This is a genomic window from Mesorhizobium sp. G2-6-1 (assembly GCF_055809095.1).
In genome coordinates, this window is the sequence record NZ_CM147896.1 from 1,591,888 (window position 1) to 1,615,186 (window position 23,299).

Here is a 23,299-nt window from a genome sequence, read left to right on the forward strand (position 1 = left end):
ACGAAACAATCGGACTTAACCATGAACGAAGATCTTTCGAGAAAACGATTGGGCCGCGGATTGGCGGCGTTGATTGGCGAAATGGATCGCCCTGTCGTGGCGGAGAAAGAAACGGCAAGGCCAGATGGCGCGGTGCCCATTGAGTTTGTCACTCCCAATCCGAAAAATCCGCGGCGTCACTTCGGCGAATCCGACCTTACCGATCTTGCTCAGTCGATCCGCGAGCATGGCGTTGTTCAACCCGTTGTCGTGCGTCCATCGCCTTCTCAACAAGATCGCTATGAAATCATCGCAGGCGAGCGGCGCTGGCGCGCAGCGCAACGTGCCGGACTTGCGGAAATTCCGGTCATTGTCCGCGATGTAAATGACCGCACAGCGCTCGAATTGGCAATCATTGAAAATGTGCAGCGTGCCGATTTAAATCCGGTCGAGGAAGCACTTGGCTATCAGCAACTGATTGACGACCATAGCTATAGTCAGGCCGATCTCGGTCAGGTCATCGGCAAAAGCCGGAGCCATGTAGCTAACACATTGAGATTGCTCAAACTTCCGGACGTTATCAGGGATATGTTGGTCGATGGTGCGTTATCGGCAGGCCATGCGCGAACCCTTATTACAGCACAAGATCCCGCGCGCCTGGCGATGCGAATTGTTGAAGATGGACTTTCGGTCCGGCAGGCCGAGGCGCTCGCACAGGCCCCTAGTGTCTCCCCGCGTGAGGGTAAGGCCGCAAAGAAGATAGTCGAGAAGGATGCTGACACTGCGGCGTTGGAAAAACTGTTATCAGATGTCATCGGCATGAATGTCGCAATTGCGCATAAGAACCTCGGAGGCGAGGTGCGTATCAGCTATCGAACACTGGAGCAGCTTGACGATTTGTGCCGCCGCCTCAAAGGTGTCTAGTGCATGTTGCCCAAAAGTGCGCAGCGGTTTTGGGCGATATGCACAAAAATAAGGCTTTAAAGCACCCTCATGAATCCATTTAGACGCGATGTGCTTTAATGCCGCCACTCAACGATGAATGGCAACAGCGCGAGCTGGAAAGCCGGAGCCGCCTTTCGCTTTCGGCCACGACGCCATGATCAACGCGCCCACCTCAGGCACCTTGTTCAGATTGCACATGAGTTCGACCTGCCATCGATCGAGCGACAATAAATAGCGCTCGAGCCCATAGTCGCCGGCCGATGTGGATATGCCCGGATCAGTGTCGATCTGCTCATGCCCGACAGCGATGACCCCGCGTTCTTCCAGCAGGCACGCCAACACGTCTCTCGACCAGCCCGGAGTATGCGCGACACCGTCTGCGGACCGGTTGAACATGCTTTCGGCATCGGGCCAGCGCTTGGACCAGTCGGTGCGGAGTGCAACGAATGCGCCATCGGGAATTTTCCCGTTGCGCTTTTCCCATGCTTCGATGTCGTCGAGTCCGGGTACGGAATCCGGGCTCGACGCGACCTTGGAGGTCATGTCGATGACCACGAGCGGCAGCAGCATCTGGGAAACCGGGATATTGTCGAGCGTCCGTCCACCTTCGATGAAATGGACAGGCGGATCGACATGCGTACCCCATTGCCCGACGAAGCCATAGTGATGCACCTGAAAGGGATCACCATTCGGATAGTCGAACACCATTCGCCGTTCTTCGTTCGGGAAAGCCAGAAAGTGCGGCTGTCCAGGATAGAAGGCATGCGTCAGGTCGGTGAAGGTCGCTCCAGCCAAGCTGGATCGATAAAGCTCCCAAAGACTGCTGCCGGTCATGTTTATGGCTCCGCCACGAAGCTCGGAGCGGCCTCTTCAGCCAAGAAGAGCTTGCTATCCTTGACCCCAATGACCGACACGGACTTGTCGGGCACCGATACGCCGGGACGATACGTGATGGTTCCCGTGACGCCTTGCAGCCCGGAAGTCGCCGCTAGCGCGTCGCGGATCTTTGCCGGATCGGGTTCTCCGGCACGCTTGATCGCGTCGGCCATCAATTTCACTGCGTCGTAACCAAGCGGGGCGAAAGCGTTCTCCGGCTCGTTGCCGGTTGCCTTCTTGTAGGCATCGCCAAAGGCTTTGACCTTCGGAGAAGCCCCTCGCCGACGAAGGCATGGGTCGTGAAGTAGGTGTTGTTGGCCGCTTCGCCGCCGACCTCGATGAGAAGAGGTGAATCGTACCCATCACCACCTACCACCGGCAGGTCAATGCCGGCCTGGCGCAACTGCTTGAGGATGAGACCGACTTCCTCGGCAAGGGAAGATGAAAAGATGAAGTCTGGCTTCTGTGGCATCGCTTTCAATTTGGCAATTTGGGCAGTGAAGGTCTTGTCACCTGTTTTGTAGGTGTCGCGTTCGAGTATCTTGCCGCCGCCATGCTCGAAGGCAGTAACGAAATAGTCGGACAAAAGCGTCGTGTATTCCGCGCCGATGTCGGTCAGGAGGTAGCAGGTTTTCGCATTTAGCTTGTTCAGCGCGAATTCGGCCGCGACAGCAGCCTGTACATTGTCGCCAAAGGCCGCGAGGAATATCTCGTCGCCGATCTGGCTCGGTAGCTTGGGCGATGTCGCGCCCGGTGTGATGAACGGGATCTTTGCCGTCTGCACCTGTGGGCCGATGGCCAACACGGAATCGGAGTCAGCGAAGCCGATGATGCCGTCCACCTTATCGCTGTCGATCATCTGGCTGGCGACCGTGGAAATGGTCGTCGCGTCGCTCTTGGTGTCGTAGATGACGAGTTCGATCGGCCGTCCGAGAACGCCGCCAGCCTCGTTTATTTCGCTGGCTGCAAGTTTTGCGCCGTTGAGCATCGGTCCGTCGAGGGATGCCTGGATGCCGGTTACGTTAGCGGCATAGCCGATTTTTATAGGGTCTGCGGCCCATAGGGTGCGGGTCGTGGCAAGCGCGGCGGCTGCCGCGCCCAGGCCGAGACCGAGGGTGCTGCGTCTTGTGAGCGTGATCATGCGTTTTGTTCCTCTCGCTGCTGTTTCGCCTTTGCCGATTTTGTGGTGAACCCGAATGTCAATTCGCGGTCCCCCATGATCCCCTTCGGCCGGAAGATCATGATCAGGATGAAGATGAAGCCGAGAACGATCTGGCTGGCGCCAAACAAAGCCGGCACTGTAATGGCACCAATTGTGAAACCGCGTTCAACCGAGCGCAGAACCTCGGACATGATGGTCACGCAAACGACACCCACTATCGCGCCAGTCAGTGATTCCATGCCGCCCAACACCAACATGGTGATGAGATTGATCATCATGGCGAAGTAGAAGGTGTTGGGCGAGAATGAGCCCAGATAATGCGCGTAGAGTGAACCTCCGACACCGGAAAAGAACGCGCCGACCACGAAGGCAATGAGTCGCGTGCGCAGCATGCCAATGCCGATGGAGCTTGTGGCGATGGTGTCGTCGCGCACTGCTTTCATGGAGCGTCCGAAGGGCGAATAGACAAGCCGGACCAGCACGAACAGCGTCACGCCCAGCCAGGCAAATACCCAGGGTAAAGTCGTTTCCAGTGGAACGCCGGTGAATGTGCGGGCACCACGGGTAAAGTCGGAAGCGTTGATGAGCACGACGTTGACAATGATCAGGAAGCCCAACGTCGCCACCGAGACAAAGTAGCCGGATAGCCGCATCAGGGGGTAACCCACGATCACGGCGAGCACCGCCGTGAACAGGCCGGCCACGAGAGTGGCGGGCAGGAAAGGCAGGCTGAACCAGTTGAGGAAGGAAGGGAGATGCGGAAGCAGCGCCATCTTCTGCTGCACAGGGACGGACAGGATGCCCGAGACATAGGCCCCAACGCCAATGAAGCCAACATGGCCGAGTGAGAAGACCCCGGTAAAACCGTTACTGAGCGAAAGTGACAGGACGAGGATACTGTTGAGCGCGATCAGGAGGATAATGCGCACGAAATAGTCGCTCAGCATATACGGCGCGCCGTAGGCGACCGCCGCTGCGGCGACGCAGGCCACCAGCAGGACCAGGGGTATGCGCTTGTCGCCGCTCACAGTTTGATCTCCCTGTTTGGCTGAAGCAGCCCGCCGGGCCGCACCAGCAGAAACGCGATCAAAATGGTGAAGACGATGGCGTCTCGATAGGAGGATACGCTGCTCGGCAAGAACGCCACGATGAAGATTTCCAGCGCGCCGAGTACATAACCACCAAGCAGGGCCCCCGCTATCGAGCCAAAGCCGCCGATAATGGCCGCGACGAAAGCCTTGAGCAGCGGTGTGAAGCCCATCTGTGGTTGCACCACGCCGGCCTGCGCGGCCCAAAGCACCCCTGCTATACCCGCATAGGCCGACGCAACGAGGAAGGCCACGATTATCAGCCGGTTGACATCCAGCCCGACCAATTGGGCAGCTGACATGTCTTCGGCGGCTGCACGCATGCCGAGGCCCGTCGTGGTGCGGGTGATGAACCAGCCGAGCACGAGCAGCGAGATGAAGGTCATCGCGATGGTGAGCAGGTTGATGTTGGTGAAAGTGATGGCTCCCCCGACAATTGCCAGGAGTTGTTGAGCATCTCCGGCAGCGGGAAATTTCGAGGGAGGAAGTAAAGAGCAAAATGCCGAGATTTTCCAGGATGTAGGTCACGGCCAGGCTGGTGAGCAGCCGCGTCACATCCGGTGCATCGCGGACCGGTCGGTAGGCGATGCGCTCGATCAGGAAACCAGCTAGTGCCGCGCCAATCACGCCGGCCACCATTGCCGGCACAAAGGGCAGGCCGACTGCGTTGAGGAGCACGGTCGTAAAGGCGCCCACCATCATGACGTCGCCATGGGCAAAATTGGTCAAGCGCAGCACGCCGAAGACGATCGACAGGCCCACCGCAACCAGCGCGTAGAGGCTGCCAAGGCTAACTGCGTTGACGATCTGCTGGATGATGTATTCGTAGCCGCTCATTCGGCAGCTCCCAGATAAGCCTGGGCAACACGGTCGCTGTCGCGCAGTTCTGCGGAGGGGCCCGATAGCGCAACGCTTCCGGTGCGAAGGACGTAAGCGCGGTCGGCCAATTCCAGCGCGAGTTTGAGGTTTTGCTCGACCAGCAACATTGTCATTCCCTGCTGCTTGAGTTCAGCCAGTGCATCAAAAATGCCGCGTACCAGAAGAGGCGCGACACCCAGGGAAGGCTCGTCCAGCAATAGAAGCCGTGGTTTGGCCATCAGCGCCCTTGCAAGCGCCAGTTGCTGCTGCTCTCCGCCCGACAACGTTCCTGCAAGCTGACGCCAGCGCTGCTTCAAGATTGGAAAGAGGCCGCACATGCGCTCCATATCGGCAGCCACTCCGGCCCCATCGTCACGAGTACAGGCGCCGAGGCGCAGGTTCTCTGCCACTGTCAGGCCTCCAAACAGGCGCCGACCCTCCGGGCAATGGGCGATGCCGAGCTTGACGATCTGTGGCGGCTGGCGTCCCGCGATCGATTTGCCGGAGAAATCGATTTTGCCTGAGCGCGGCCGCGAGAGGCCCGATATTGTGCGCAAAGTTGTGCTTTTGCCCGCACCATTGGCACCAACAAGAGCGACAACTTCGCCCTCATGGACTTCTATGGACACGCCTTTCAGCGCCTTGACGGCCCCGAACCTGACTTCGAGTTGATCTATGTAGAGCAGTGGCATTGTGGGTTCAGGCATGGCCAAGATACGCCTCCCTCACACGCGGATTGTTACGCACCTGCTCGGGCGTGCCGATGCTGATCACCTCGCCGGTCGCAAGCACCTGAATGCGCTCGCACACGGCCATGATCAGGTCCATATCATGCTCCACTACCACCACAGTCACGCCGAACAAATCGCGTATTCTCTGGATCAACTCGACAAGCGCCCTCGTCTCGTTGGCATCCAGACCTGCCGCCGGCTCGTCCAGCAGGAGCAGAGCCGGTTCGGTGGCCAACGCGCGAGCAATCTCCAGTCGCCGCTGGTCGCCATAGGGAAGTTCGGAAGCCCGCCGATCGGCCTGAGACGTCAGTCCCATCAAGTCGAGAAGACGTTCGGCAATCGCCTCGGCCTTGTCGACGCGTGTCCGGTAGCGCGCCATGCGCAGCACTGAGTCGAGCGGGCCAATCGGGTGGCGCAGTTGTGCCGCCGCCAGAACATTCTCTTCCACCGTGAGGGAGGCAAACAGACGCGAGCCCTGAAAAGTACGCGCGATGCCAAGCGAGACGATCCGCTCCGTTGCCATGCCGATAATGGATCGACCCCTGAACTCGATCTGACCGGCATTTGGTCTGGAAAATCCGGTAATGAGGTTGAAGAACGTGCTTTTGCCCGAGCCATTGGGGCCGATTACCCCCATGATTTCCCGCTCGCGTAGTTCAATGGTGTGATCCTTGAGGGCGACGAGACCGCGGAACGCTTTGGTCAGACCGGACGTGCGCAAAATGAGTGGTGGCGGCGTCGCTTCAACTTGTAATGTCACCGCTTCGCCAGCCATCAATGCCTCCCGTCGATTGCGGCTTGCAATTCCGCGACCAGTTCAGCGGTAGTTGCCTGCCGGCAATACCCCTTGAATGCGGAGAGCGCCCGATCATGACGCTCCTGGCTATCGGTTGCGCAAGCGTCACCCGGACAGATCATGCGAAATCCCCGGTCGGCACCGTCACGGATAGTATGGTCGATGCATTGGTCGGTAAGGAAGCCGGTCACGACGACCGTGTCGAGACCGATATTGCGCAGGAGATATTCGAAAATCGTGGAGTTGAAGAGGCTGGACGAGGTCTTGGGCAATATGATGTCGTCCTCGCCGGGGCGCAGCTCCTCGATGACGTGGGTCTGCTGGCTGCCGGGCGCGAAATGAAAATCGGTTTGCTTGTAGTCGAGGCTGCGGTCACGGCCGTCGCGCGTCAGGCTTTCGATCACCGTGTAGACGACCTCGGTTCCGGCCACCCTTCCGGCGGCGATCAGGCGCGCCATGTTGGGAATGGCGATGTCTCGCGCCTGTTGAAAGAAGAACGGGCGGGTGCCTTCGGCCTCGGGATGGAAAATGCCGGCCTGCGTGTCGATCAAAAGGATGGCGGTTTTGGCTGGATCAATCGGCGTAGCGCGGTCGAGAGGATGGTTTCGGCTCATGGCGCACCTACCGCATAGGTTGCATAGGCCGCGTTCAGAACCCGGGCGATGCGCCCCGCCCATTCCGCCTGCTCGTTGATGCAGGTGATCAAATCTTGACGGATCTCGAACTCCACATAAGGCAGGCCTCGTTCCTCGCCATGAACCGGAACGGAATAGTCCACCATCATGTTTACGCCGTAGGGCTCGTTGCGACCGACGCTCAGACCAGGCTCCATGTCGAGCGCATCCAGCACAGGCATGGTGAAGCGCCGGTCGGCACCGTAGCAAAGGCCGACATGCCACGGGCGCGGTGACGGGTTTGCCAGCAGCGAAGGCGTGAACGAATGCATCGAGATCAGAATGGTTGGTCGGCCAGTCGCTTTTCTTTCATCGAGGCGCGAAACAATCTCATTGTGATAGGGCTCGGAAATTTCGCTTGCGCGGCGGGCGCGATCCTCGTCTGAAATACCGGCATTTTCCGGAATCCGGGTGCCATCGGAGACGGTGGCGACGAAATCAGGGGCGTTCGGCCGTCGGTTGCATTCCACGACCAGGCGTGAATAGCGCTGAAATACCAACGGCGCGCCAAGAATATCCGAAAGGCGCTCCGACACGCCGAGTATACCAATATCGATGCCGATGTGCCGATCAAGCTCTGCTCGTTCCAATCCGAGCTCATGGAGAGCGTCGGGAACAGCGTTACCGGCATGATCGCAGATGAGAAAAAACGGCGAATTCCTCTCGGAATTGCGCAAACCGACCGGCGCTGGATCAGTTTGGCCCAGAAGCGTCGGCGATCGTGCAAGCCTATTGGTCATCGTCAGTAGGCCTTGGCGTAAGTGCGACACAGCTCGTCGATGTCGGTGTCGGCCACCATCGCGATCTCACCACGCTTGTGCATGAGATAGGCTTTCGAAAGCGTCGGCCCGAGCCACTCCATGGCATCCGCATCCGCCTCCAATGCGTCAAGTGCTTCGCCAAGGTCGTGTGGCAAATCCTGAATCCCGAGCCGTGTACGTTCGCCATCCGAAAGCATGCCGGGATCGCCGCTCGAAATGTAGGGAGCGGGTAAGCCATCGCGAATACCGGCGAGCCCGGCAAACACCATCATTGCAAGTTGCAGATAGGGGCTCGCGGTGGCATCCGCCCCTCGATATTCGAGGTTGTAGCGCTTGGCGACATCGACGCCAGCCAATTCCGGATATGGGCAGATGCGCAGCAATGCTTCGCGGTCGCGATCCGCAAGATTGGCGTAGTAGGCCGACCAGGAATGCGGTTTCAGCCGCTCGTAAGAGATGACGCTGGGTGCTGTCACCGCGCAAAGGGCGCGGGCGTTGCGCAGGATACCGGCGGCGAAAGAGGCACCGACCACACTAAGGCCACCAGGCTTTCCGGCTTCATAGGCAACGGGGTTACCCTCGGCATCGACCAGACTGAAATGGATATGAACGCCATTGCCGACGATGCCGCGCGTCACAACTGGAGAAAAGCTGAGGTGGTAGCCGTGGCGGCGCGCGACAGAGCGGCCGATTTCACGCAACTTCACCGCTTGATCAGCGGCCAGAAGCCCTTCGGCTGGATCGACGGTGATCTCGTATTGACGCGGGCCGAATTCCGGCAGGAAGGTGTCGGGCGGGATGTCGTTGGCGCGCAGTGCGCCGACAAAATCGCCGATGAAGGGCTCCAGGCCTCGCAATGTGCTGGCAGCGTAGGAATCGCCGGACCGCTCCTCACCGCCATCGATCCAGAATTCATGCTCGAAGCTGGCAAGCAGCCCAAGGCCCGTCTCTTCCTTCAGTGTTGCGAGCGCGCGCTTGAGCAGGCCGCGCAAACAGCACTCCCACGGCTCACCGGACATGGTCAGGATATCGCCGAGTACGATATGCTCCACCGGTCCCCCATCGCCATAATCCAGTGTGATATCGCCGTCAGGAGAGGGTACAAGCATCAAGTCCCCTTCAGCGCCGAACGGCGTGGCGGGTATGCGGCCGAAGCAGTTGATCATGATGTTGGTGGGAGTCCAGCCAACGCCGAATCGGCGACGGTTTTCCATGTCCCTTTCCGGGAATCCCTTCCCGCGGACCTGGCCGGCGATGTCACTGCAGCAGACGGTAATGATCGTCTCGCGCTTGATTGTCATCTACCTCCCCCTCACAGAACCCCAGTCGCCTTGAAGCTAACATGATAGATTAAAATATTACAAGACGGCAAAGAACGTCAAATTATGTAATATTTAGCAACATATCGACATGCAGGCGTTTTCGCCAATACCTGGCGGTGTTCGGTGCTGCATTGTCGAATGTGAGCCTGCACAGCTTGAAGATGGCTGCTAGTGCGTGATGATCAGGAGTGGAAGCGACTTTCCGCCTCTAACCATCGTGATCTGGTGTGGTGGGCTTGGTGTTCGTTACATTTGATTTTGAGGTCTCCGATACGAACTTTAAATCCTAAAGCACATCGCATCTCAAAGGGATTCACGCAGGGTGCTTCAAGCCTTTGTTCTTGTGCATGTCGTTATCTGAAAAACCGCTGCACACTTTTGGGTGACATGCACTAGAACCGCGCTAGAATCATAAGTTTTCTAGTGTCCCTATCGAATCCGAAATTCGTACAGCATCCCTCGAACAATGATGCGAATTTTAGATACGTGATACTAGCGCAGCAGTTTTGCGCGCACGCTTTCGATCGTCTCGTAGCGGGCTTGGGCGACAGGCCACTTTCGGGCATCGACCGATAGTGCAACCAGCTCGACGATGCCGATCAACCCGATGAGGCTATCCCATGGCGAGGGTACATCCACGCGGGCACGCAGGACGATATCGGCCACCTGGGCGACGTCCGACATCCATTGGTCCGTGAATAGCACCACAACTGCACCAAGCTCCTTGGCCACCTCGGCAGTACGGGTGGTATCGGGCTGGTAGCGACGGATATCGAATAGAATTACAACGTCGCGCCGGCGAAGCTCGGCCAGTTCGTCGGCGCGGTGCGGCAGGCCTTGTGAAAACAGGCGAACGCGGCCACGCATCTTGCGCAGATGGAATTCCAGATGCCGGGCAGCGGGTTCGGTAAAATCTCCGCCAAACAGGAAAACCTGCCGCCGCTCGTCGATGAGCATGTCGGTCAGCCGCTCGACATCAGTTTCAATTGCCATGGCCAGAGAGTTTTCGACGACCTCAACAAGCCCGCGTGCAAGGGCACCGAATGCAGCCGGCTGATTTGCGTCGAACGGGCCGACCGCCTGACGCCTGGTTAGCGGATATTCGGTCTGCGCCTCCATTTCAACACGCAGGGCACGGCGAAAATCCGGATAGCCGGAGAAGCCAAGTTTTGCCACGAACCTCAGGATCGTCGGCGCGCTTACCTTGGCGCGCTCGGCAAACAATGCCACCGTTTCCATGCCGGTCGTCGGATAACGTGCCAGAAGGGCACGTGCGGCGCGGCGTTCGGCCGTGCTGAGCGAAGGCAGGCTTGCCACAACGCGGTCGGCCAGTGTGGCTCTTTCGACAGGGGCGTCGGGGCGACTCCCGCTCTTCTTTTCAGACTTGGTCATACCGCCCTCACTTCCTTCTGCGAAGGATAATTCAGAAACATCATCATGGTATCTTCCAACATTCGTAATTCCTATTACAATCCAATACCATATTCTTCTCTGACGAAGGAGCTTGCCTTGCCTGCCCTACCAGACATATTCGCACCGAACGGTGCTTATCGCGAGCGCGGTTTCGTTGCGACCCGTACGGCGGTTTTGAACATCGATATGCAAAATGGCGAGTTCAATGCCGATATTCTGGCTTCTGCACGCACACCGGGATCGATCCACGCCGACAAACGCGACTTTTATGAGCGCATCGCCGATGTCGTCATCCCCAATCAGGCGCGTCTGCAAGCAGCAGCCCGGCAAGCAGGTATCGAAATCATCTTTACGGTGATTGAAAGCCTCACTCGCGACGGGCGCGACCGCAGCCTGGACCACAAAATTTCCGGTCTGAACGTTCCCAAAGGCTCATGGGAAGCGAAGGTAATTGATGAGGTTGGCCCCCGCGGCGACGAAATCGTCATCCCGAAAACGGCGTCGGGTATCTTCAACTGCACCAACATTGAATATGTGTTACGCAATCTAGGCATCGAGTACCTGGTCGTCTATGGCGTCGTAACCGACCAATGCGTGGAATCCGCCATTCGTGATGCCGCCGATCGCGGTTTCCTGGTGACGCAGGTTGAGGACTGCTGCGCCGCCGAGACGGTCGAGAACCACGAGACCTCAATCGAATCCATGCGAGGCCATTATTGCCGCACCCGGTCCGCAGACGAGCTTATTAGCGAGATATTTGGCAAATGACGGCATCAAAAAGCACGGTCGAATTGCCGATGATGTGACCAAGTGGAGCATTTTCGTCACAAAATTGCCGCTACAAGGCCCCAATAAAGTGGCTGGTGGGAGCTTCGGGTCTCTTGCAGTAAGGAATTTTCAAGGTTAACGGGCATAGAGTCCGCCAACCCCAATTGTGGTATGCGCCGGTTATTGAAACGCGTCGCGAGAGCAAAAAGACGATATCTGGTCCATGTTAGCTTCGTTTGCCCGTGCAGGACTTCTGATTGCCGCCCTCGGCGTGGCCGGCTGTACCGAATCGTCAGTCGGTAATTTCGCGCCCCATCACGCCAACAAGCAATTGCCTGCCAGGATTCTGGCGCAAATGAAAAGCAAGGGCATGTCGCGGACATCGCCAGTGATGGCGCGTATCTTCAAGGAAGAAGGCAAGCTGGAGATATGGAAGGCCAAGAGCAATGGCCGCTACGACATCATCGCCAATTACGACATTTGCAAATGGTCAGGCCAGTTGGGGCCGAAATTCACCGAAGGCGACCGTCAGGCCCCAGAGGGGTTCTACACTGTCAGGCCTTCGCAGATGAACCCCAACTCCAGCTACCATCTTGCGTTCAATATGGGCTATCCCAACGCTTATGATCGGGCCAATGGGCGCACCGGCTCTAACCTGATGGTGCACGGTGCCTGCTCTTCGGCGGGCTGCTACTCCATGACCGATCCGCAGATTGAGGAAATCTATGCTTTCGGGCGCGATGCCTTCAAAGGCGGGCAGACCGAGTTCCAGATTCAGGCATTTCCGTTTCGCATGACTGCGGCCAATATGGCGCGATACCGCAACGACCCGAACTATCCCTTCTGGAAGATGTTGAAAGTCGGCTACGACAATTTCGAGGTCACAAAGGTGCCACCGAAAGTGGACGTCTGCGAGAAGCGCTATGTTTTCAACCAGATTGCAGCAGATGGCGCGACATTCAATCCAACCGGTACATGCCCGTCCTCAGTGCAACCGGAATCTCTGAAGACGGCGTATAGTGCTTACCAGAAACGCTATGATGCGGCCTTCAACAGTGCGATCAATATGTCGAGCCCGGCACTCAAGCCAACTATCGCGGGAATGAAGGAAGCCAGTATCGTTTCCGAATGGACCAGAAAGCGGGGGCGCGGCGAGCGCGTACCTGTGGAGCCTCCATCACTCGATGGGGCTGGCAAGATGACGGAAACGACGCGTATGGGCCGAATCGATTCGCCCGCGGGCCGCAAGATGGCGGAGCTGGACGCCGAAAAAGCCGCCAAGAAAAAGGCCGAGGAAGAAAAAGCTGCGGCGATTGTCGCGGCCAAGGCCGAAAAAGCGGCCGCCAAGGCACTGGCAGCGGCTGAAAAGGAAGCGGCCAAACAGGCGGTGGCCGAGAATGGTTCTGCAAATCCGTTGACGACAGCGACGGTTCCGGCTCCGGCGGGTGCTGAACCGCAGACGGCAGAGCCGAATGGCACGGTCTCAAAGCTGAAAAACCGCCTTCTCGGCATGTTTGGCGGCTGAATTGACCCGTGACTGACAGCGTTGCCATTTATGATCTCAAAGGGCTCAATTGTCCGCTGCCTGTGCTCAAAGCGCGCAAGCGCCTCGACGCGATGGCACCTGGTAGTCGGCTTTGGCTCGAAACCACAGATCCGCTTGCCACAATCGACGTGCCGATGTTCTGCACTGAAAAGGGCCATCGTCTGATCGAGACAATTGTGGTCGATGGCGGCCATCGGTTTCTGGTCGAACGCGGAGCGTAATCGCTCTATCGCCCGGCGATCGCCAAAGGGTTATCGCTCAAGGCGGCACGGTCTGGTGTGTCAATCGAAGGCTGGTTGGTAAGCGCCGAAAATAGCCGGCTAATATAATCTTCCGGCATGTCTATTGTGATCAGCACCAGTCGTGTGCCACGCCGCTCGTCAGGCCATGCCATGAGTCTTGCCGGGGGATGCAGAGTTTTTTGAACACCGTGAATAACAAGTGGTCGTGACGGGTCTTCGGCAAGTTCGATGATGCCCTTCATGCGAAGCAGGCTGTCTCCATGTGTGGAGCGCAACAGATCGAGAAACATCTCGATAGCAGAAAACGGAACCGGTCCATCGTGAATGAGCGAATGTGTGCGCACACGCGTGTCATGATGGTGATCATGATCGTGGCCATCGTGGTGGTGGTGATGCTCATGATCGTGCGCGCCGTTGTCTGCCTCACCTAGCCAGCGACGAACGTCAGCGGATTTGGTGGCGGGATTGTAAAGCCCGCAGTCAAAAAGCTCGGCCACGCCAGCTTGCGCAACATCGTGCATTGTTGCGCCTTCATTGAGATGACGCAACCGCGCACGCAGGCTGTCAATCTCGCCTCGATCGGTAACAAGATCGGACTTGGTAATAACAATGCGGTCCGCAACTGCTGCTTGCTTCACCGCTTCGATATGGGCATTGAGCGTTGCTTCACCGTTGACGGCATCCACCATGGCGACAACTCCATCCAGACGCAACGCTTGTGCCAAAGCAGGATGGGCCATGATCGATTGAAGAACCGGGATCGGATCGGCAAGGCCTGTGGTTTCGATGATAATGCGCGCCAATCGCGCGATGCGGCCGGTTTGAACCCTGTCGACCAGTTCCGCCAACGTGTCGACCAATTCACCACGCACGGTACAGCACAGACACCCATCCGACAGTTGGATAATCCCGTCCGACGCCTGTTCGACCAGAAGATGATCGATCGCCACATCGCCGAACTCATTGATGATAACAGCGGTGTCAGAAAGCAGAGGCTCCTTGAGCAGCCGGTTAAGCAATGTCGTCTTGCCGGACCCAAGGAAGCCCGTAATCACCGAGACAGGAATGGGGAATGCTGCTTCCATTGCCGTCAAAAATCCTTTGCCGTTTCGTCACCTTCGGCGGTTGCCTCACTAATCGATGGTGGCGGCAGATCGGGTCGCCAGTCGGGAATCGGCACATCCGCATATTCTACTCGCCCGATCATGGCTTTAGGCAACGGGCCGCTGGCATCACCAACTCCCACAGCAACCAGCTTTGGTGCTTTAAGTCTTACCCGGTAGATAGATTTTGGTTCACCCTTCTTGGCTGCTGCTGCCGCCTCGGATTGCTTTGATGCCGGTTTTTTCGTGCAGATTTCCGCCCGCAAATTGTTGACGGAAAGCCTGTCGCCATATGGCTGGAGTGATGAAATCGTAGTTGACCCGCCAGCCGGCGCGGCAAATCCTCGATCGAGCAGAGCTGCGGCTGCTTCGGCACGGCTGATCGCCGAGCGTTCGCCAAGCACGACAGCAACCAGCGTTCGCCCATTGCGAGTGGCCGAGCCAATCATGTTGAAGCCCGATTCGCAGACAAAACCGGTTTTCATTCCATCCGCGCCGGGATAGCGCCCGACGAGCAGATTATAGTTCGGAATTTTGCGTTTGCCGATAGCAAGCCCTTCGATTGAAAACCACGAAGTGTATTGCGGGAAATCCCGGCGAAGTGCGGTGACGAGCAAGGCAAGGTCGCGTGCGGTCGTGTAATTTTCGGGCGCAAACAATCCGTTGGGATTGACGAAATGCGTTCCCGTCATACCAAGGCGATGCGCTTCGGCATTCATGCGTTCGGCAAATTCCGCCTGTGACCCGCCGATATTCTCACCAATGGACATGGCGACATCGTTGGCCGATTTGACCAACATCATCTCGACTGCATTGTCGAGCCGCATGACCACACCCGCCTTGAACCCCATCTTGCTCGGTGGCTGGCTGGCAGCGTGTCGCGTCATCTTGATTGGCGAATCGAGAGCCGCTTCACCGGCGGCAACCGCGCGAAACGTAACATAAGCAGTCATCAGTTTGGTCAACGAAGCTGGATACCAGCGCTTGAATGCCTCCTGATGCTGAATAACATCACCGCTCTTGAGATCGAACAGAATTGTGGGATTGGCAAACGCAGGCACTATATTTGCCGCCAGCGCGATCACGCCCGAAAGAATCAGTTTCAGAAAATGCCTGCTTGTCATCATGAAATCCGAAATCGCCTCTTGCCGTATTCGCCTTCGGCTCCGTAATATCCCATAGTCGAGTTGCCGAAGTCTTGAGCCCACATATGGTTGCCGGTGCTATTTAGCCTATGTGACGCCAACATGGCAAAGTGAACGCCTATCACGATTGCGGAGAATTGTGCCGCACCCAATGCGAGTTTGATAAGAACATGCCAATCCTCAACCGCGCCGCTGAAATGCAGGCCGAAATTACGGCCTGGCGACAACACTTGCACCAAAACCCCGAGCTTGATTTTGATGTGCTGGAAACGGCCGCCTTCGTTACCGGGAAGCTGAAAGAATTCGGCTGTGACGATGTTGTCACCGGATTGGGCAGGACAGGTGTGGTCGGCGTCATTCGCGGGCGGACGGGGAATGGCCCGACGATCGGCCTGCGCGCCGATATGGATGCCCTGCCGATCAATGAGATCACCGGAAAGCCCTACGCATCGGTCAATGCAGGCAAAATGCATGCCTGCGGTCATGACGGTCATACGGCAATGCTGCTCGGCGCAGCCAAATACCTCACCGAAACACGTAACTTTGCGGGCGACGTCGCGGTGATTTTCCAGCCAGCTGAAGAGGGCAGCGGCGGCGGTAACGAGATGGTCAAGGACGGCCTGATGGAACGTTTCGGTATCGAAAAAGTATTTGGAATGCATAATCTACCGGGTCTGCCGATTGGCCAGTTCGCCATCCGTCCAGGTCCGATCATGGCGGCGACTGCCGAATTCACGATACGTGTCAAGGGTCGAGGCGGTCATGCAGCCATGCCGCAAGCCACGATCGACCCGATTGTTATCACCAGCCATCTGGTGGTGGCCTTGCAGACCATCGCTTCACGCAATGTCGATCCGGTCGAGTCTGTGGTTGTTTCAGTGACCAAATTCCATGCGGGCGATGCTTATAATGTCATTCCGGGGGCTGCCGAAATCGCCGGCACTGTTCGTACGTTGAGAAAGGAGGTCGCCAGACACGCCGAGGTGCGTCTGCGTGGCATCTGCGCCGGTATCGCCGCGACCTTCGATGCAATCATCGAGGTCGATTTCGACGCCAATTATCCCGTCACCTTCAACCATCCCGAGGAGACCGCTTTTGCCAGTGACATTGCAGCAGACGTTGCCGGCGAGGCGCATGTTCACCGCGCTATGCCTCCGGTGATGGGCGGTGAGGATTTTTCCTACATGCTCGAGGCTCGACCTGGCGCTTTTATATTTATCGGCAATGGCAGTAGTGCCGGTCTCCACAATGCCGAATACGACTTCGATGATGAAGCGATTGCCCATGGCGTGAGCTACTGGGTCAAGCTGGCTGAAACCGCGCTCTCCAGTTAAGGTTGCCGTATCGCGTTATTTTCGATTATAAGTTGCGGCCAGCATTTTGCTGAAATTTGGAGATGACGCCTGCCTTGAAGCTTGGTACAAGCCGCTCAAGTCCACGTAGCTCAGTCGGATAGAGCACAGGATTCCTAAAGGAAATTGGGCACCGCGTCAGGAAACGATGCGGTGAATCCGCTCAAAGTCGGGGAACGCTCAAGCTGCGCATGCGGCCAGCCAATCCCGAGCCAAGCCCGGTTGCCGGGAAGGTGTAGAGACTGGACGGGTGGCGCCTAATGGCCATTGGCCTATGGTGAAGGGACAGTCCAGACCACAAACGCCTCCATCTGGAAGGCGGCGGCGGAAGCCGAAGTGGTATGAATCCTGGGGTCGCAGGTTCGAATCCTGCCGTGGACACCAATTTGCTCGTACGAGCAGTCGGTATTGCTTTGGCCAAACGTGGCCGGTATCGGAATTTCTGAAAACTTGCATTGCTTCGGAGACGCAACATGGTCATTGCAGAACTCACCAAAGCGGAATGTACTGCAATCCTGTCATCTGCACGATTGGGTCATCTGGCCTGTAGCAGGGATGGCCAACCCTATGTCGTACCAATCCATTTCGCCCTGGAAGGCGTTTATCTCTACGGCTTTTCCCTTATCGGCCAGAAAATCGACTGGATGCGCACCAACCCGCTCGTCTGTGTCCAGGTGCATGAATCTGGCGTACAGCGCGAATGGAGCAGCGTCGTCGTAAATGGCCGCTATGAAGAATTACCTGATAGAATCGGCTGGAAACGCGAGCGTGATCACGCTTGGTCACTATTGAGCAAACATGCGAATTGGTGGGAGCCGGGTGGTATGAAGCCGATTACAGAAGGTCCTACACCGCATCTTTTTTACCGAATCCTTATTGAACAGATGACCGGCAGACGTGCCAAATCCGAATAACAACACGTCTCTCTTTGCTGCGCATCGGCGGTGCGCAGGATGAGGAAGATGGTTGAAGGTTCGTTAACGAAGCGACCCCTAATGTCGATACCGAATGTTTGACAGCCAGAATTCGAATTTGGGCGTTTGGTTGGTCCGCTGCGGCACGGCAGCGGCTGCGCTTGCCTTGTGCCTTGGGGCTGCGGTCGCGCAATCCCCCCTCAACGACGATACACCTGATCCTGACCGCAGCAGGGCCGAATATGAACGGGTTTCGAATGAAATCACGCTTTCTTCGGAACGGCTATCGAAACTTGCCGCAGACATTGCTTCTGTCAGGAAGGATTATGCGAGCATCACCTCAGCCCTGATCCAGTCGGCCAAAACCGAGCAGAAGCTCAGTCAGGACATTGGCGATATTGGCGACAAGCTTGAAAGACTGAAAGATCAGGAAAAGAAGATCCGGGTTCTTCTCGCTTCCCGGCGCGATGTGCTGGCTGAAGTTCTTGGCGCGCTGCAACGCATGGGCATAAACCCGCCGCCCGCAATTCTGGTAACGCCGGAAGATGCCTTGTCTTCGGTGCGCAGCGCCATCCTGCTTGGTGCTGTGGTCCCCGAACTGAGAGAGCAGGCGGATATATTGGTGGGTGATCTAAAAGAGCATGCGCGTGTCACCGCCTCCATTGAGACGGAGCGGGTAAGGCTTACCGAAGCGGTCACCGATCAGGTCGAAGAAAAAAAGCGCCTCACGATGTTGTTGGAGGCCAAGAAACGATTCCAGGCCGATACACAGTCTGCGCTTGCCGCTGAACAGGCCCATGCGCAGGAACTAGCCGCAAAAGCCCAAAGCTTGAAAGACCTGATCGCATCGCTGGAACAGAACGCACAAAGGCAGCGCGAATCAGCTGAGCAGGCCGGCAAGCCCGAAGCTCCGATACCCAAAGCCAATCAACTTGTCCAACAAGCGCCGTTTTCTACGCTTATCGGTCAGGTTGCTCTGCCCGTCTTCGGCAAGATAAAGCGCCAATTCGGTGCCGATGACGGTAACGGAGCAGTGATGCTCGGTGACATGGTTGCGACACAATCAGGCGCAATCGTCACCGCGCCAGCGGATGGGAAAGTACTTTATGCGGGACCATTTCGCTCTTATGGTCAACTCTTGATCCTCGACGCCGGCGACGGTTATCATGTCGTGTTGGCGGGAATGGGTAAATTGACCGTCGCGTCCAGCCAAGCTGTGCTCGCGGGAGAGCCAATTGGAACTATGGGTGAGGCTAGGGTGGCAAGCACCTCTGCAGCACAGAATGTGAATCTCACGCCGGAGCTCTATGTCGAGTTTCGCAAAGATGGAAAACCCGTCGATCCGACCCCGTGGTGGGCGGATCGATACTCTGGAAGGACGTGAAATAATGCGGAAAATCTCGCTACTATTTGCCGGTGTGCTGATGGGCGCATCAGCAATGAGCCTGGTTTATGGCACTTCTGGCTCGGCAGCGAATGCAGCGAGCTCGCAAACCTACAAGCAATTGGCGATCTTCGGTGACATTTTCGAACGCGTGCGGGCGCAATATGTGACCCCGCCCGACGACAAGGCACTGGTTGAGAACGCGATCAACGGCATGTTGACTTCGCTCGATCCTCATTCATCCTACATGAACGCCGAACAAGCTCAGGATATGCGTGTCCAGACCAAGGGCGAATTCGGCGGTCTTGGCATCGAAGTGACCATGGAAAATGATCTCGTCAAGGTCATTACGCCGATTGACGACACGCCGGCAGCCAAGGCTGGTGTGCTCGCGGGCGACTATATCGCCAAGATCGATGGCGAAGAGGTGCGCGGGCTTACACTCAATGATGCCGTCCAGAAGATGCGCGGGCCAGTCGATTCGCCAATCAAGCTGACCATCCTGCGCGAAGGTGCGGACAAGCCGATCGAAGTGAGCGTTGTGCGCGCCATCATCAAGGTCAAGGCGGTCAAGTACCGTGTCGAAAATGACATCGGTTACATGAAGATCACGTCCTTTACCGAGAAGACCTATGACGATCTCGAAACGGCAATCGAGACGATCAACAAGCAGATCCCAAAAGACAAGCTGAAGGGCTATGTTCTTGACCTGCGCCTTAATCCCGGTGGCCTGCTCGATCAGGCCGTAAGCGTTTCGGATGCGTTCCTGGACCGCGGCGAGATTGTTTCGACGCGTGGACGCGATCCCAAGGACGTGACCCGGTTTGACGCCAAGGCTGGTGACGACATCAACGGTAAGCCGCTGGTGGTGCTGATCAATGGTGGCTCGGCCAGCGCTTCGGAAATCGTTGCCGGTGCATTGCAGGATCTGCGCCGCGCGACGATTGTCGGCACACAGTCGTTCGGCAAGGGGTCTGTGCAAACCATTATCCCGCTCGGCGAAAATGGCGCGTTGCGCCTGACAACGGCACTTTATTACACGCCGTCGGGAAAATCGATTCAGGGCAAGGGTATCACGCCTGACATCAAGGTGGACCAGCCATTGCCAGCCGAGTTGCAGGGGCGTGACCTTACCCGCGGCGAGTCGGATCTCAAGGGCCACATCAAGGGTGCAGATGAAAGCTCGACCGGTTCCGGTTCGGCAGCTTATGTGCCACCCGAACCGAAAGACGATCTGCAATTGATCTACGCCGAACAGCTTCTTCGCGGTGAAAAGACAGACCCCGCTTTTCCGCCAAATCCAGACAAGGCGGTGCTGAACCAGTAAGCGGATCGAATTGTGTAGCTGTCTGATTGAAGCAATGCGATGCTGCCGGGGTCTTAAGATCCCGGCAGTTTGATTCGGGAACCAAGACATTTGGCGGAGATGCGGCTTGCCTGATGCCCAAAATGAGATCGAACGCCCGCTTGGGCAAGGGAAGCGTCCGTCTAGCGATCCTGGCCGCAGGTTTGGTTTTGGCGCAGGCTCGATTGTCGTAAGCGTGATAGTGCTGGCCGTGCTTGGCGCATCTGGTGCGATAGCCTTGCGCGAAAGGCCGTTTCGCAAACCCGAGATTGTTGCCGTTTCGACGCCAAAAATCGTTGCCACGGCGCAGCCAGCCGGGACTTCTGCCGCAACCGCACCGACGACGCCCAACGCCACAACCGCGCCAAAGCGGGACGGACCGAAGATCATTCAGGTTCAACCCGGCGCGGCAGATACGTCCGAAAGCGGTGGCATCGTGATTCACGATCCTTCCACGGTTGGCCAGAATTTGCGCATTGCCCATCTTCCCGACAAGGCGCTGATCGAAAATAGCCAGACGGGGTCTTTACCCATCCGAGCTGCCGATGGCCGGCGGCCGTTCGATGTTTATGCGCGGCCCTGGTCTGGCGGGCGCGGCGCACGGGTAGCAATCGTCATTGGTGGCCTCGCCGTATCGCAAACCGGAACACAGGCAGCCATTGCCAAACTACCACCCGAAGTGACGCTCGCTTTTGCCTCGCAGGGCAACAGCATTGGCCGCTGGATGGAAGCGGCGCGGCGCCAAGGCCATGAAATCGTCATGCAGATGCCGCTTGAACCGTTCGATTATCCGAACGTCAATCCCGGGCGCAATACGCTGACAGTCGCAGCTACGGCCGAGGAAAACCTCAAGAATTTACGCTGGGTTCTGTCACGCACGACGAATTATACAGCCGTCATGAATTATATGGGCGCGCGTTTTTCTGCCGATGCGGAGGCTATGGGTCCTGTCATGGCTGAACTTGGCAAGCGCGGGCTCGGCTACCTCGATGATGGTTCGTCGGCTCGCAGCCTGGCACCTGAACTGGCTTTGAAGGATGGAGTGCCGCTTGCGGTTGCCGATACCCAGATCGATGCCGTTGCAGACCGCGGTGCCATCTTGAAAAAGCTCGACGAGCTGGAGGCAACCGCGCGCGCCAAGGGCTTTGCTATCGGTACCGGGTCAGCGTTCGCACTCACTGTCGATGCAGTTACATCATGGGTCAGTGAAGCCAAGAAGCGCGGTATCGAGATCGTGCCTATCTCGGCTGTTTCGAGCGACCCGGAGAAGCGGTGAGGAATGCCCAAAAACAAACCGGCCGATCCTGAAATTTTGCCCTACCGGCCATGTGTCGGCATTGTGGTGTTGAACCACGCCGGACTTGTCTGGACCGGGCATCGCATTGCCGAGGCCGATAGCGAATTTGCCAACACTGACAAGCTTTGGCAAATGCCGCAAGGAGGTATCGACAAGGGTGAAGACCCAATGCCGGCGGCACGGCGTGAGATCTTTGAAGAAACCGGCATGGAAAAGCTGACATTGGTCGCCGAGGCGCCGGACTGGATCAATTACGATCTGCCGTCTGACCTCGTTGGCATCGCTTTGAAAGGAAAATATCGCGGCCAGACACAGAAATGGTTCGCCTTTCGCTTTGACGGCGACGAAAGTGAGATCAGGATCAACCCACCGCCCAACGGCCATACGGCAGAGTTCGATCAATGGGAGTGGCGACCAATGCACGATCTCCCGGAACTGGTGGTGCCGTTCAAACGCAAGGTATATGATCAGGTAGTGGCTGCTTTTGGGCATTTGGCGGCGTGATCAGCCGATACCTTTTACCGCATTGCAGTCATTGCCAGAAATCGTCCCAATAACGCGACGTTATCGGAGCTAGACCAACCGAATTGAATACGAACGCGGCAACCCTCTCTATTGAAACGACGCCCGACGCTGCCGAGGCTGGTGCTGTCCTCACGATAGATCTCGCAGCGATCCGCATGAACTATCAGCGTCTTTGCAAAGAACTGGGCAGCACACGCTGCGCCGGTGTGGTCAAGGCCGATGGCTATGGGCTTGGTGTGGCGCAAGTAGCTCTGGCCTTGCAGGCAGAGGGTTGCGCTACGTTCTTCGTTGCACATATCGGCGAGGGAATCAGGCTGCGCGCAGTTCTTGGCCCGTCCGCAGCAATTTACATCTTGAACGGAATACCGTCCGGCGCGGAAGACGATGCCATTGCCGCCGACCTTGTAGCTGTCGTCAATAGTACGCAACAACTGACAGCGTGGTGCGTGGCGGCGGGCCGCATCAACCGACGCTTGCCAGCGGCGATTCAAGTTGACAGCGGCATGGCACGGCTGGGGCTGTCCTCCGTTGAGGTTGAGACAATCGCCGCAGATCCCCAGGCATTCGATGGCATCGAAGTGGCGATGGTTATGAGCCATCTGGCGTGTGCCGATGAACCGGGCCACCCTGCCAACGAAGCGCAGCGGCTTGAATTCGAACGCTTGCGCAAACTGCTCCCCGATGCGCCAGCCTCGCTTGCGAATTCATCCGGTATCCATCTGGGCCCGGCTTATCATTACGATATCGCCCGACCGGGGGCGGCGCTCTATGGGATCAATCCGGTTCCCGGAAAGACAAATCCGATGCTGCCGGTGCTGCGTCTGGAAGCCAAGGTTATCCAAACCCGCTTGGTTGGCAGTGGTTCGGGAGTGGGTTACGGCCATACGATGGTCACGCGCGCGCCACTGACCACCGCAACCATCGCCCTCGGATATGCCGATGGCTGGCATCGACGCGCCTCGGCGGCCGCCTATTTTGACGGCGTACGACTACCCTTTGTCGGGCGGGTGTCTATGGACACCATTATTCTCGACATTTCTGCATTGCCCCTAATCGCCTGAAAGCCGGCGATC

The 23,299-nt window shown here is 57.4% G+C and carries 23 protein-coding genes and 2 pseudogenes; 11 read left to right on the forward strand and 14 right to left on the reverse strand.

Annotated features, from left to right (window positions below; translation table 11 throughout):
• The first annotated feature begins 21 nt into the window (after positions 1 to 21).
• On the forward strand, positions 22 to 903 hold the full coding sequence (locus AC0L7S_RS07585) for a ParB/RepB/Spo0J family partition protein (RefSeq protein ID WP_473473774.1): 882 nt from the start codon (positions 22 to 24) through the stop codon (positions 901 to 903).
• 108 nt (positions 904 to 1,011) lie between these two features.
• On the opposite strand, the gene AC0L7S_RS07590 is transcribed toward AC0L7S_RS07585, so the two are convergent.
• The 12 genes and pseudogenes from AC0L7S_RS07590 to AC0L7S_RS07645 all read right to left on the reverse strand — a co-directional run bounded on the left by AC0L7S_RS07590 (position 1,012) and on the right by AC0L7S_RS07645 (position 10,584).
• Positions 1,012 to 1,758 (reverse strand): cyclase family protein, encoded by a 747-nt coding sequence (locus AC0L7S_RS07590; RefSeq protein WP_473473775.1) that lies wholly within the window; start codon positions 1,756 to 1,758, stop codon positions 1,012 to 1,014.
• Positions 1,759 to 1,760: 2 nt separating this feature from the next.
• Positions 1,761 to 2,012 (reverse strand): annotated as a pseudogene (locus AC0L7S_RS07595) (ABC transporter substrate-binding protein); the annotation flags it as partial.
• Positions 1,979 to 2,941 (reverse strand): ABC transporter substrate-binding protein, encoded by a 963-nt coding sequence (locus tag AC0L7S_RS07600; RefSeq protein ID WP_473473776.1) that lies wholly within the window; start codon positions 2,939 to 2,941, stop codon positions 1,979 to 1,981. The gene AC0L7S_RS07600 and the pseudogene AC0L7S_RS07595, both read right to left, overlap by 34 nt.
• Positions 2,938 to 3,990, reverse strand: coding sequence for a branched-chain amino acid ABC transporter permease (locus AC0L7S_RS07605; protein ID WP_473474218.1), 1,053 nt, complete (start codon positions 3,988 to 3,990; stop codon positions 2,938 to 2,940). Before AC0L7S_RS07605 ends, AC0L7S_RS07600 begins: the two co-directional genes overlap by 4 nt.
• Positions 3,987 to 4,436 (reverse strand): branched-chain amino acid ABC transporter permease, encoded by a 450-nt coding sequence (locus tag AC0L7S_RS07610; RefSeq protein ID WP_473474219.1) that lies wholly within the window; start codon positions 4,434 to 4,436, stop codon positions 3,987 to 3,989. The genes AC0L7S_RS07605 and AC0L7S_RS07610 overlap by 4 nt, the downstream gene beginning before the upstream one ends.
• Before the next feature lie 175 nt (positions 4,437 to 4,611).
• Positions 4,612 to 4,887, reverse strand: a pseudogene (locus AC0L7S_RS07615) (ABC transporter permease subunit); the annotation flags it as partial.
• On the reverse strand, positions 4,884 to 5,615 hold the full coding sequence (locus AC0L7S_RS07620) for an ABC transporter ATP-binding protein (RefSeq protein WP_473473777.1): 732 nt from the start codon (positions 5,613 to 5,615) through the stop codon (positions 4,884 to 4,886). The pseudogene AC0L7S_RS07615 and the gene AC0L7S_RS07620, both read right to left, overlap by 4 nt.
• Positions 5,608 to 6,414, reverse strand: coding sequence for an ABC transporter ATP-binding protein (locus tag AC0L7S_RS07625; RefSeq protein WP_473473778.1), 807 nt, complete (start codon positions 6,412 to 6,414; stop codon positions 5,608 to 5,610). Before AC0L7S_RS07625 ends, AC0L7S_RS07620 begins: the two co-directional genes overlap by 8 nt.
• Entirely contained in the window at positions 6,414 to 7,049 is a 636-nt protein-coding gene (locus AC0L7S_RS07630; protein ID WP_473473779.1) for a cysteine hydrolase family protein, read from the reverse strand. Before AC0L7S_RS07630 ends, AC0L7S_RS07625 begins: the two co-directional genes overlap by 1 nt.
• Positions 7,046 to 7,849 (reverse strand): N-formylglutamate amidohydrolase, encoded by an 804-nt coding sequence (locus AC0L7S_RS07635; protein ID WP_473473780.1) that lies wholly within the window; start codon positions 7,847 to 7,849, stop codon positions 7,046 to 7,048. The genes AC0L7S_RS07630 and AC0L7S_RS07635 overlap by 4 nt, the downstream gene beginning before the upstream one ends.
• 2 nt (positions 7,850 to 7,851) lie before the next feature.
• Positions 7,852 to 9,171, reverse strand: a complete 1,320-nt coding sequence (locus tag AC0L7S_RS07640) for a type I glutamate--ammonia ligase (RefSeq protein WP_473473781.1) — start codon at positions 9,169 to 9,171, stop codon at positions 7,852 to 7,854.
• Positions 9,172 to 9,684: 513 nt separating this feature from the next.
• Positions 9,685 to 10,584, reverse strand: coding sequence for a MurR/RpiR family transcriptional regulator (locus AC0L7S_RS07645; RefSeq protein ID WP_473473782.1), 900 nt, complete (start codon positions 10,582 to 10,584; stop codon positions 9,685 to 9,687).
• A 135-nt stretch (positions 10,585 to 10,719) separates the two neighbouring features.
• Here AC0L7S_RS07645 and AC0L7S_RS07650 point away from each other — a divergent pair, with 135 nt between their 5' ends.
• From AC0L7S_RS07650 to AC0L7S_RS07660, 3 genes are all read left to right on the forward strand, one after another.
• Positions 10,720 to 11,373 carry a cysteine hydrolase family protein gene (locus AC0L7S_RS07650; RefSeq protein WP_473474220.1) on the forward strand — a complete coding sequence of 218 codons (654 nt, stop codon included), beginning with the start codon at positions 10,720 to 10,722 and terminating at the stop codon, positions 11,371 to 11,373.
• A 223-nt stretch (positions 11,374 to 11,596) separates the two neighbouring features.
• On the forward strand, positions 11,597 to 12,898 hold the full coding sequence (locus AC0L7S_RS07655; protein ID WP_473473783.1) for a L,D-transpeptidase family protein: 1,302 nt from the start codon (positions 11,597 to 11,599) through the stop codon (positions 12,896 to 12,898).
• An 8-nt stretch (positions 12,899 to 12,906) separates the two neighbouring features.
• Positions 12,907 to 13,140: a sulfurtransferase TusA family protein gene (locus AC0L7S_RS07660; RefSeq protein WP_473473784.1), complete on the forward strand. Its 234-nt coding sequence runs from the start codon at positions 12,907 to 12,909 to the stop codon at positions 13,138 to 13,140.
• Between the two features lie 5 nt (positions 13,141 to 13,145).
• Here AC0L7S_RS07660 and AC0L7S_RS07665 read toward each other — a convergent pair whose 3' ends face one another.
• A complete protein-coding gene (locus tag AC0L7S_RS07665; protein ID WP_473473785.1) occupies positions 13,146 to 14,246 on the reverse strand; it encodes a CobW family GTP-binding protein in 1,101 nt (366 codons plus the stop codon).
• 5 nt (positions 14,247 to 14,251) lie between these two features.
• On the reverse strand, positions 14,252 to 15,388 hold the full coding sequence (locus AC0L7S_RS07670; RefSeq protein WP_473474221.1) for a D-alanyl-D-alanine carboxypeptidase family protein: 1,137 nt from the start codon (positions 15,386 to 15,388) through the stop codon (positions 14,252 to 14,254).
• 191 nt (positions 15,389 to 15,579) lie between these two features.
• Between AC0L7S_RS07670 and AC0L7S_RS07675 the strand changes: the two genes are divergently transcribed.
• The 7 genes from AC0L7S_RS07675 to alr all read left to right on the forward strand — a co-directional run bounded on the left by AC0L7S_RS07675 (position 15,580) and on the right by alr (position 23,287).
• Positions 15,580 to 16,743, forward strand: a complete 1,164-nt coding sequence (locus tag AC0L7S_RS07675; RefSeq protein WP_473473786.1) for a M20 aminoacylase family protein — start codon at positions 15,580 to 15,582, stop codon at positions 16,741 to 16,743.
• A 491-nt stretch (positions 16,744 to 17,234) separates the two neighbouring features.
• Entirely contained in the window at positions 17,235 to 17,675 is a 441-nt protein-coding gene (locus tag AC0L7S_RS07680) for a pyridoxamine 5'-phosphate oxidase family protein (RefSeq protein WP_473473787.1), read from the forward strand.
• 94 nt (positions 17,676 to 17,769) lie between these two features.
• Positions 17,770 to 19,059, forward strand: a complete 1,290-nt coding sequence (locus AC0L7S_RS07685) for a murein hydrolase activator EnvC family protein (RefSeq protein ID WP_473473788.1) — start codon at positions 17,770 to 17,772, stop codon at positions 19,057 to 19,059.
• Position 19,060: 1 nt separating this feature from the next.
• Positions 19,061 to 20,386: a S41 family peptidase gene (locus AC0L7S_RS07690; protein WP_473474222.1), complete on the forward strand. Its 1,326-nt coding sequence runs from the start codon at positions 19,061 to 19,063 to the stop codon at positions 20,384 to 20,386.
• A gap of 106 nt (positions 20,387 to 20,492) precedes the next feature.
• Positions 20,493 to 21,680, forward strand: a complete 1,188-nt coding sequence (locus AC0L7S_RS07695; RefSeq protein WP_473473789.1) for a divergent polysaccharide deacetylase family protein — start codon at positions 20,493 to 20,495, stop codon at positions 21,678 to 21,680.
• A 3-nt stretch (positions 21,681 to 21,683) separates the two neighbouring features.
• Positions 21,684 to 22,205 (forward strand): RNA pyrophosphohydrolase, encoded by a 522-nt coding sequence (locus AC0L7S_RS07700; RefSeq protein ID WP_473473790.1) that lies wholly within the window; start codon positions 21,684 to 21,686, stop codon positions 22,203 to 22,205.
• Positions 22,206 to 22,288: 83 nt separating this feature from the next.
• Positions 22,289 to 23,287, forward strand: a complete 999-nt coding sequence (gene alr / locus AC0L7S_RS07705; RefSeq protein WP_473473791.1) for an alanine racemase — start codon at positions 22,289 to 22,291, stop codon at positions 23,285 to 23,287.
• Positions 23,288 to 23,299: the final 12 nt, after the last annotated feature.

Coding starts and splice junctions, on each gene's coding strand:
- AC0L7S_RS07675 (WP_473473786.1), top strand. CDS start 15,580: ATGCCAATCCTCAACCGCGCCGCTGAAATGCAGGCCGAAATTACGGCC.
- AC0L7S_RS07630 (WP_473473779.1), bottom strand. CDS start 7,049: ATGAGCCGAAACCATCCTCTCGACCGCGCTACGCCGATTGATCCAGCC.
- AC0L7S_RS07590 (WP_473473775.1), bottom strand. CDS start 1,758: ATGACCGGCAGCAGTCTTTGGGAGCTTTATCGATCCAGCTTGGCTGGA.
- AC0L7S_RS07645 (WP_473473782.1), bottom strand. CDS start 10,584: ATGACCAAGTCTGAAAAGAAGAGCGGGAGTCGCCCCGACGCCCCTGTC.
- AC0L7S_RS07640 (WP_473473781.1), bottom strand. CDS start 9,171: ATGACAATCAAGCGCGAGACGATCATTACCGTCTGCTGCAGTGACATC.
- AC0L7S_RS07685 (WP_473473788.1), top strand. CDS start 17,770: ATGTTTGACAGCCAGAATTCGAATTTGGGCGTTTGGTTGGTCCGCTGC.
- AC0L7S_RS07680 (WP_473473787.1), top strand. CDS start 17,235: ATGGTCATTGCAGAACTCACCAAAGCGGAATGTACTGCAATCCTGTCA.
- AC0L7S_RS07670 (WP_473474221.1), bottom strand. CDS start 15,388: ATGACAAGCAGGCATTTTCTGAAACTGATTCTTTCGGGCGTGATCGCG.
- AC0L7S_RS07655 (WP_473473783.1), top strand. CDS start 11,597: ATGTTAGCTTCGTTTGCCCGTGCAGGACTTCTGATTGCCGCCCTCGGC.
- AC0L7S_RS07610 (WP_473474219.1), bottom strand. CDS start 4,436: ATGACCTTCATCTCGCTGCTCGTGCTCGGCTGGTTCATCACCCGCACC.
- AC0L7S_RS07700 (WP_473473790.1), top strand. CDS start 21,684: ATGCCCAAAAACAAACCGGCCGATCCTGAAATTTTGCCCTACCGGCCA.
- AC0L7S_RS07635 (WP_473473780.1), bottom strand. CDS start 7,849: ATGACCAATAGGCTTGCACGATCGCCGACGCTTCTGGGCCAAACTGAT.
- AC0L7S_RS07600 (WP_473473776.1), bottom strand. CDS start 2,941: ATGATCACGCTCACAAGACGCAGCACCCTCGGTCTCGGCCTGGGCGCG.
- AC0L7S_RS07620 (WP_473473777.1), bottom strand. CDS start 5,615: ATGCCTGAACCCACAATGCCACTGCTCTACATAGATCAACTCGAAGTC.
- AC0L7S_RS07665 (WP_473473785.1), bottom strand. CDS start 14,246: ATGGAAGCAGCATTCCCCATTCCTGTCTCGGTGATTACGGGCTTCCTT.
- AC0L7S_RS07625 (WP_473473778.1), bottom strand. CDS start 6,414: ATGGCTGGCGAAGCGGTGACATTACAAGTTGAAGCGACGCCGCCACCA.
- AC0L7S_RS07585 (WP_473473774.1), top strand. CDS start 22: ATGAACGAAGATCTTTCGAGAAAACGATTGGGCCGCGGATTGGCGGCG.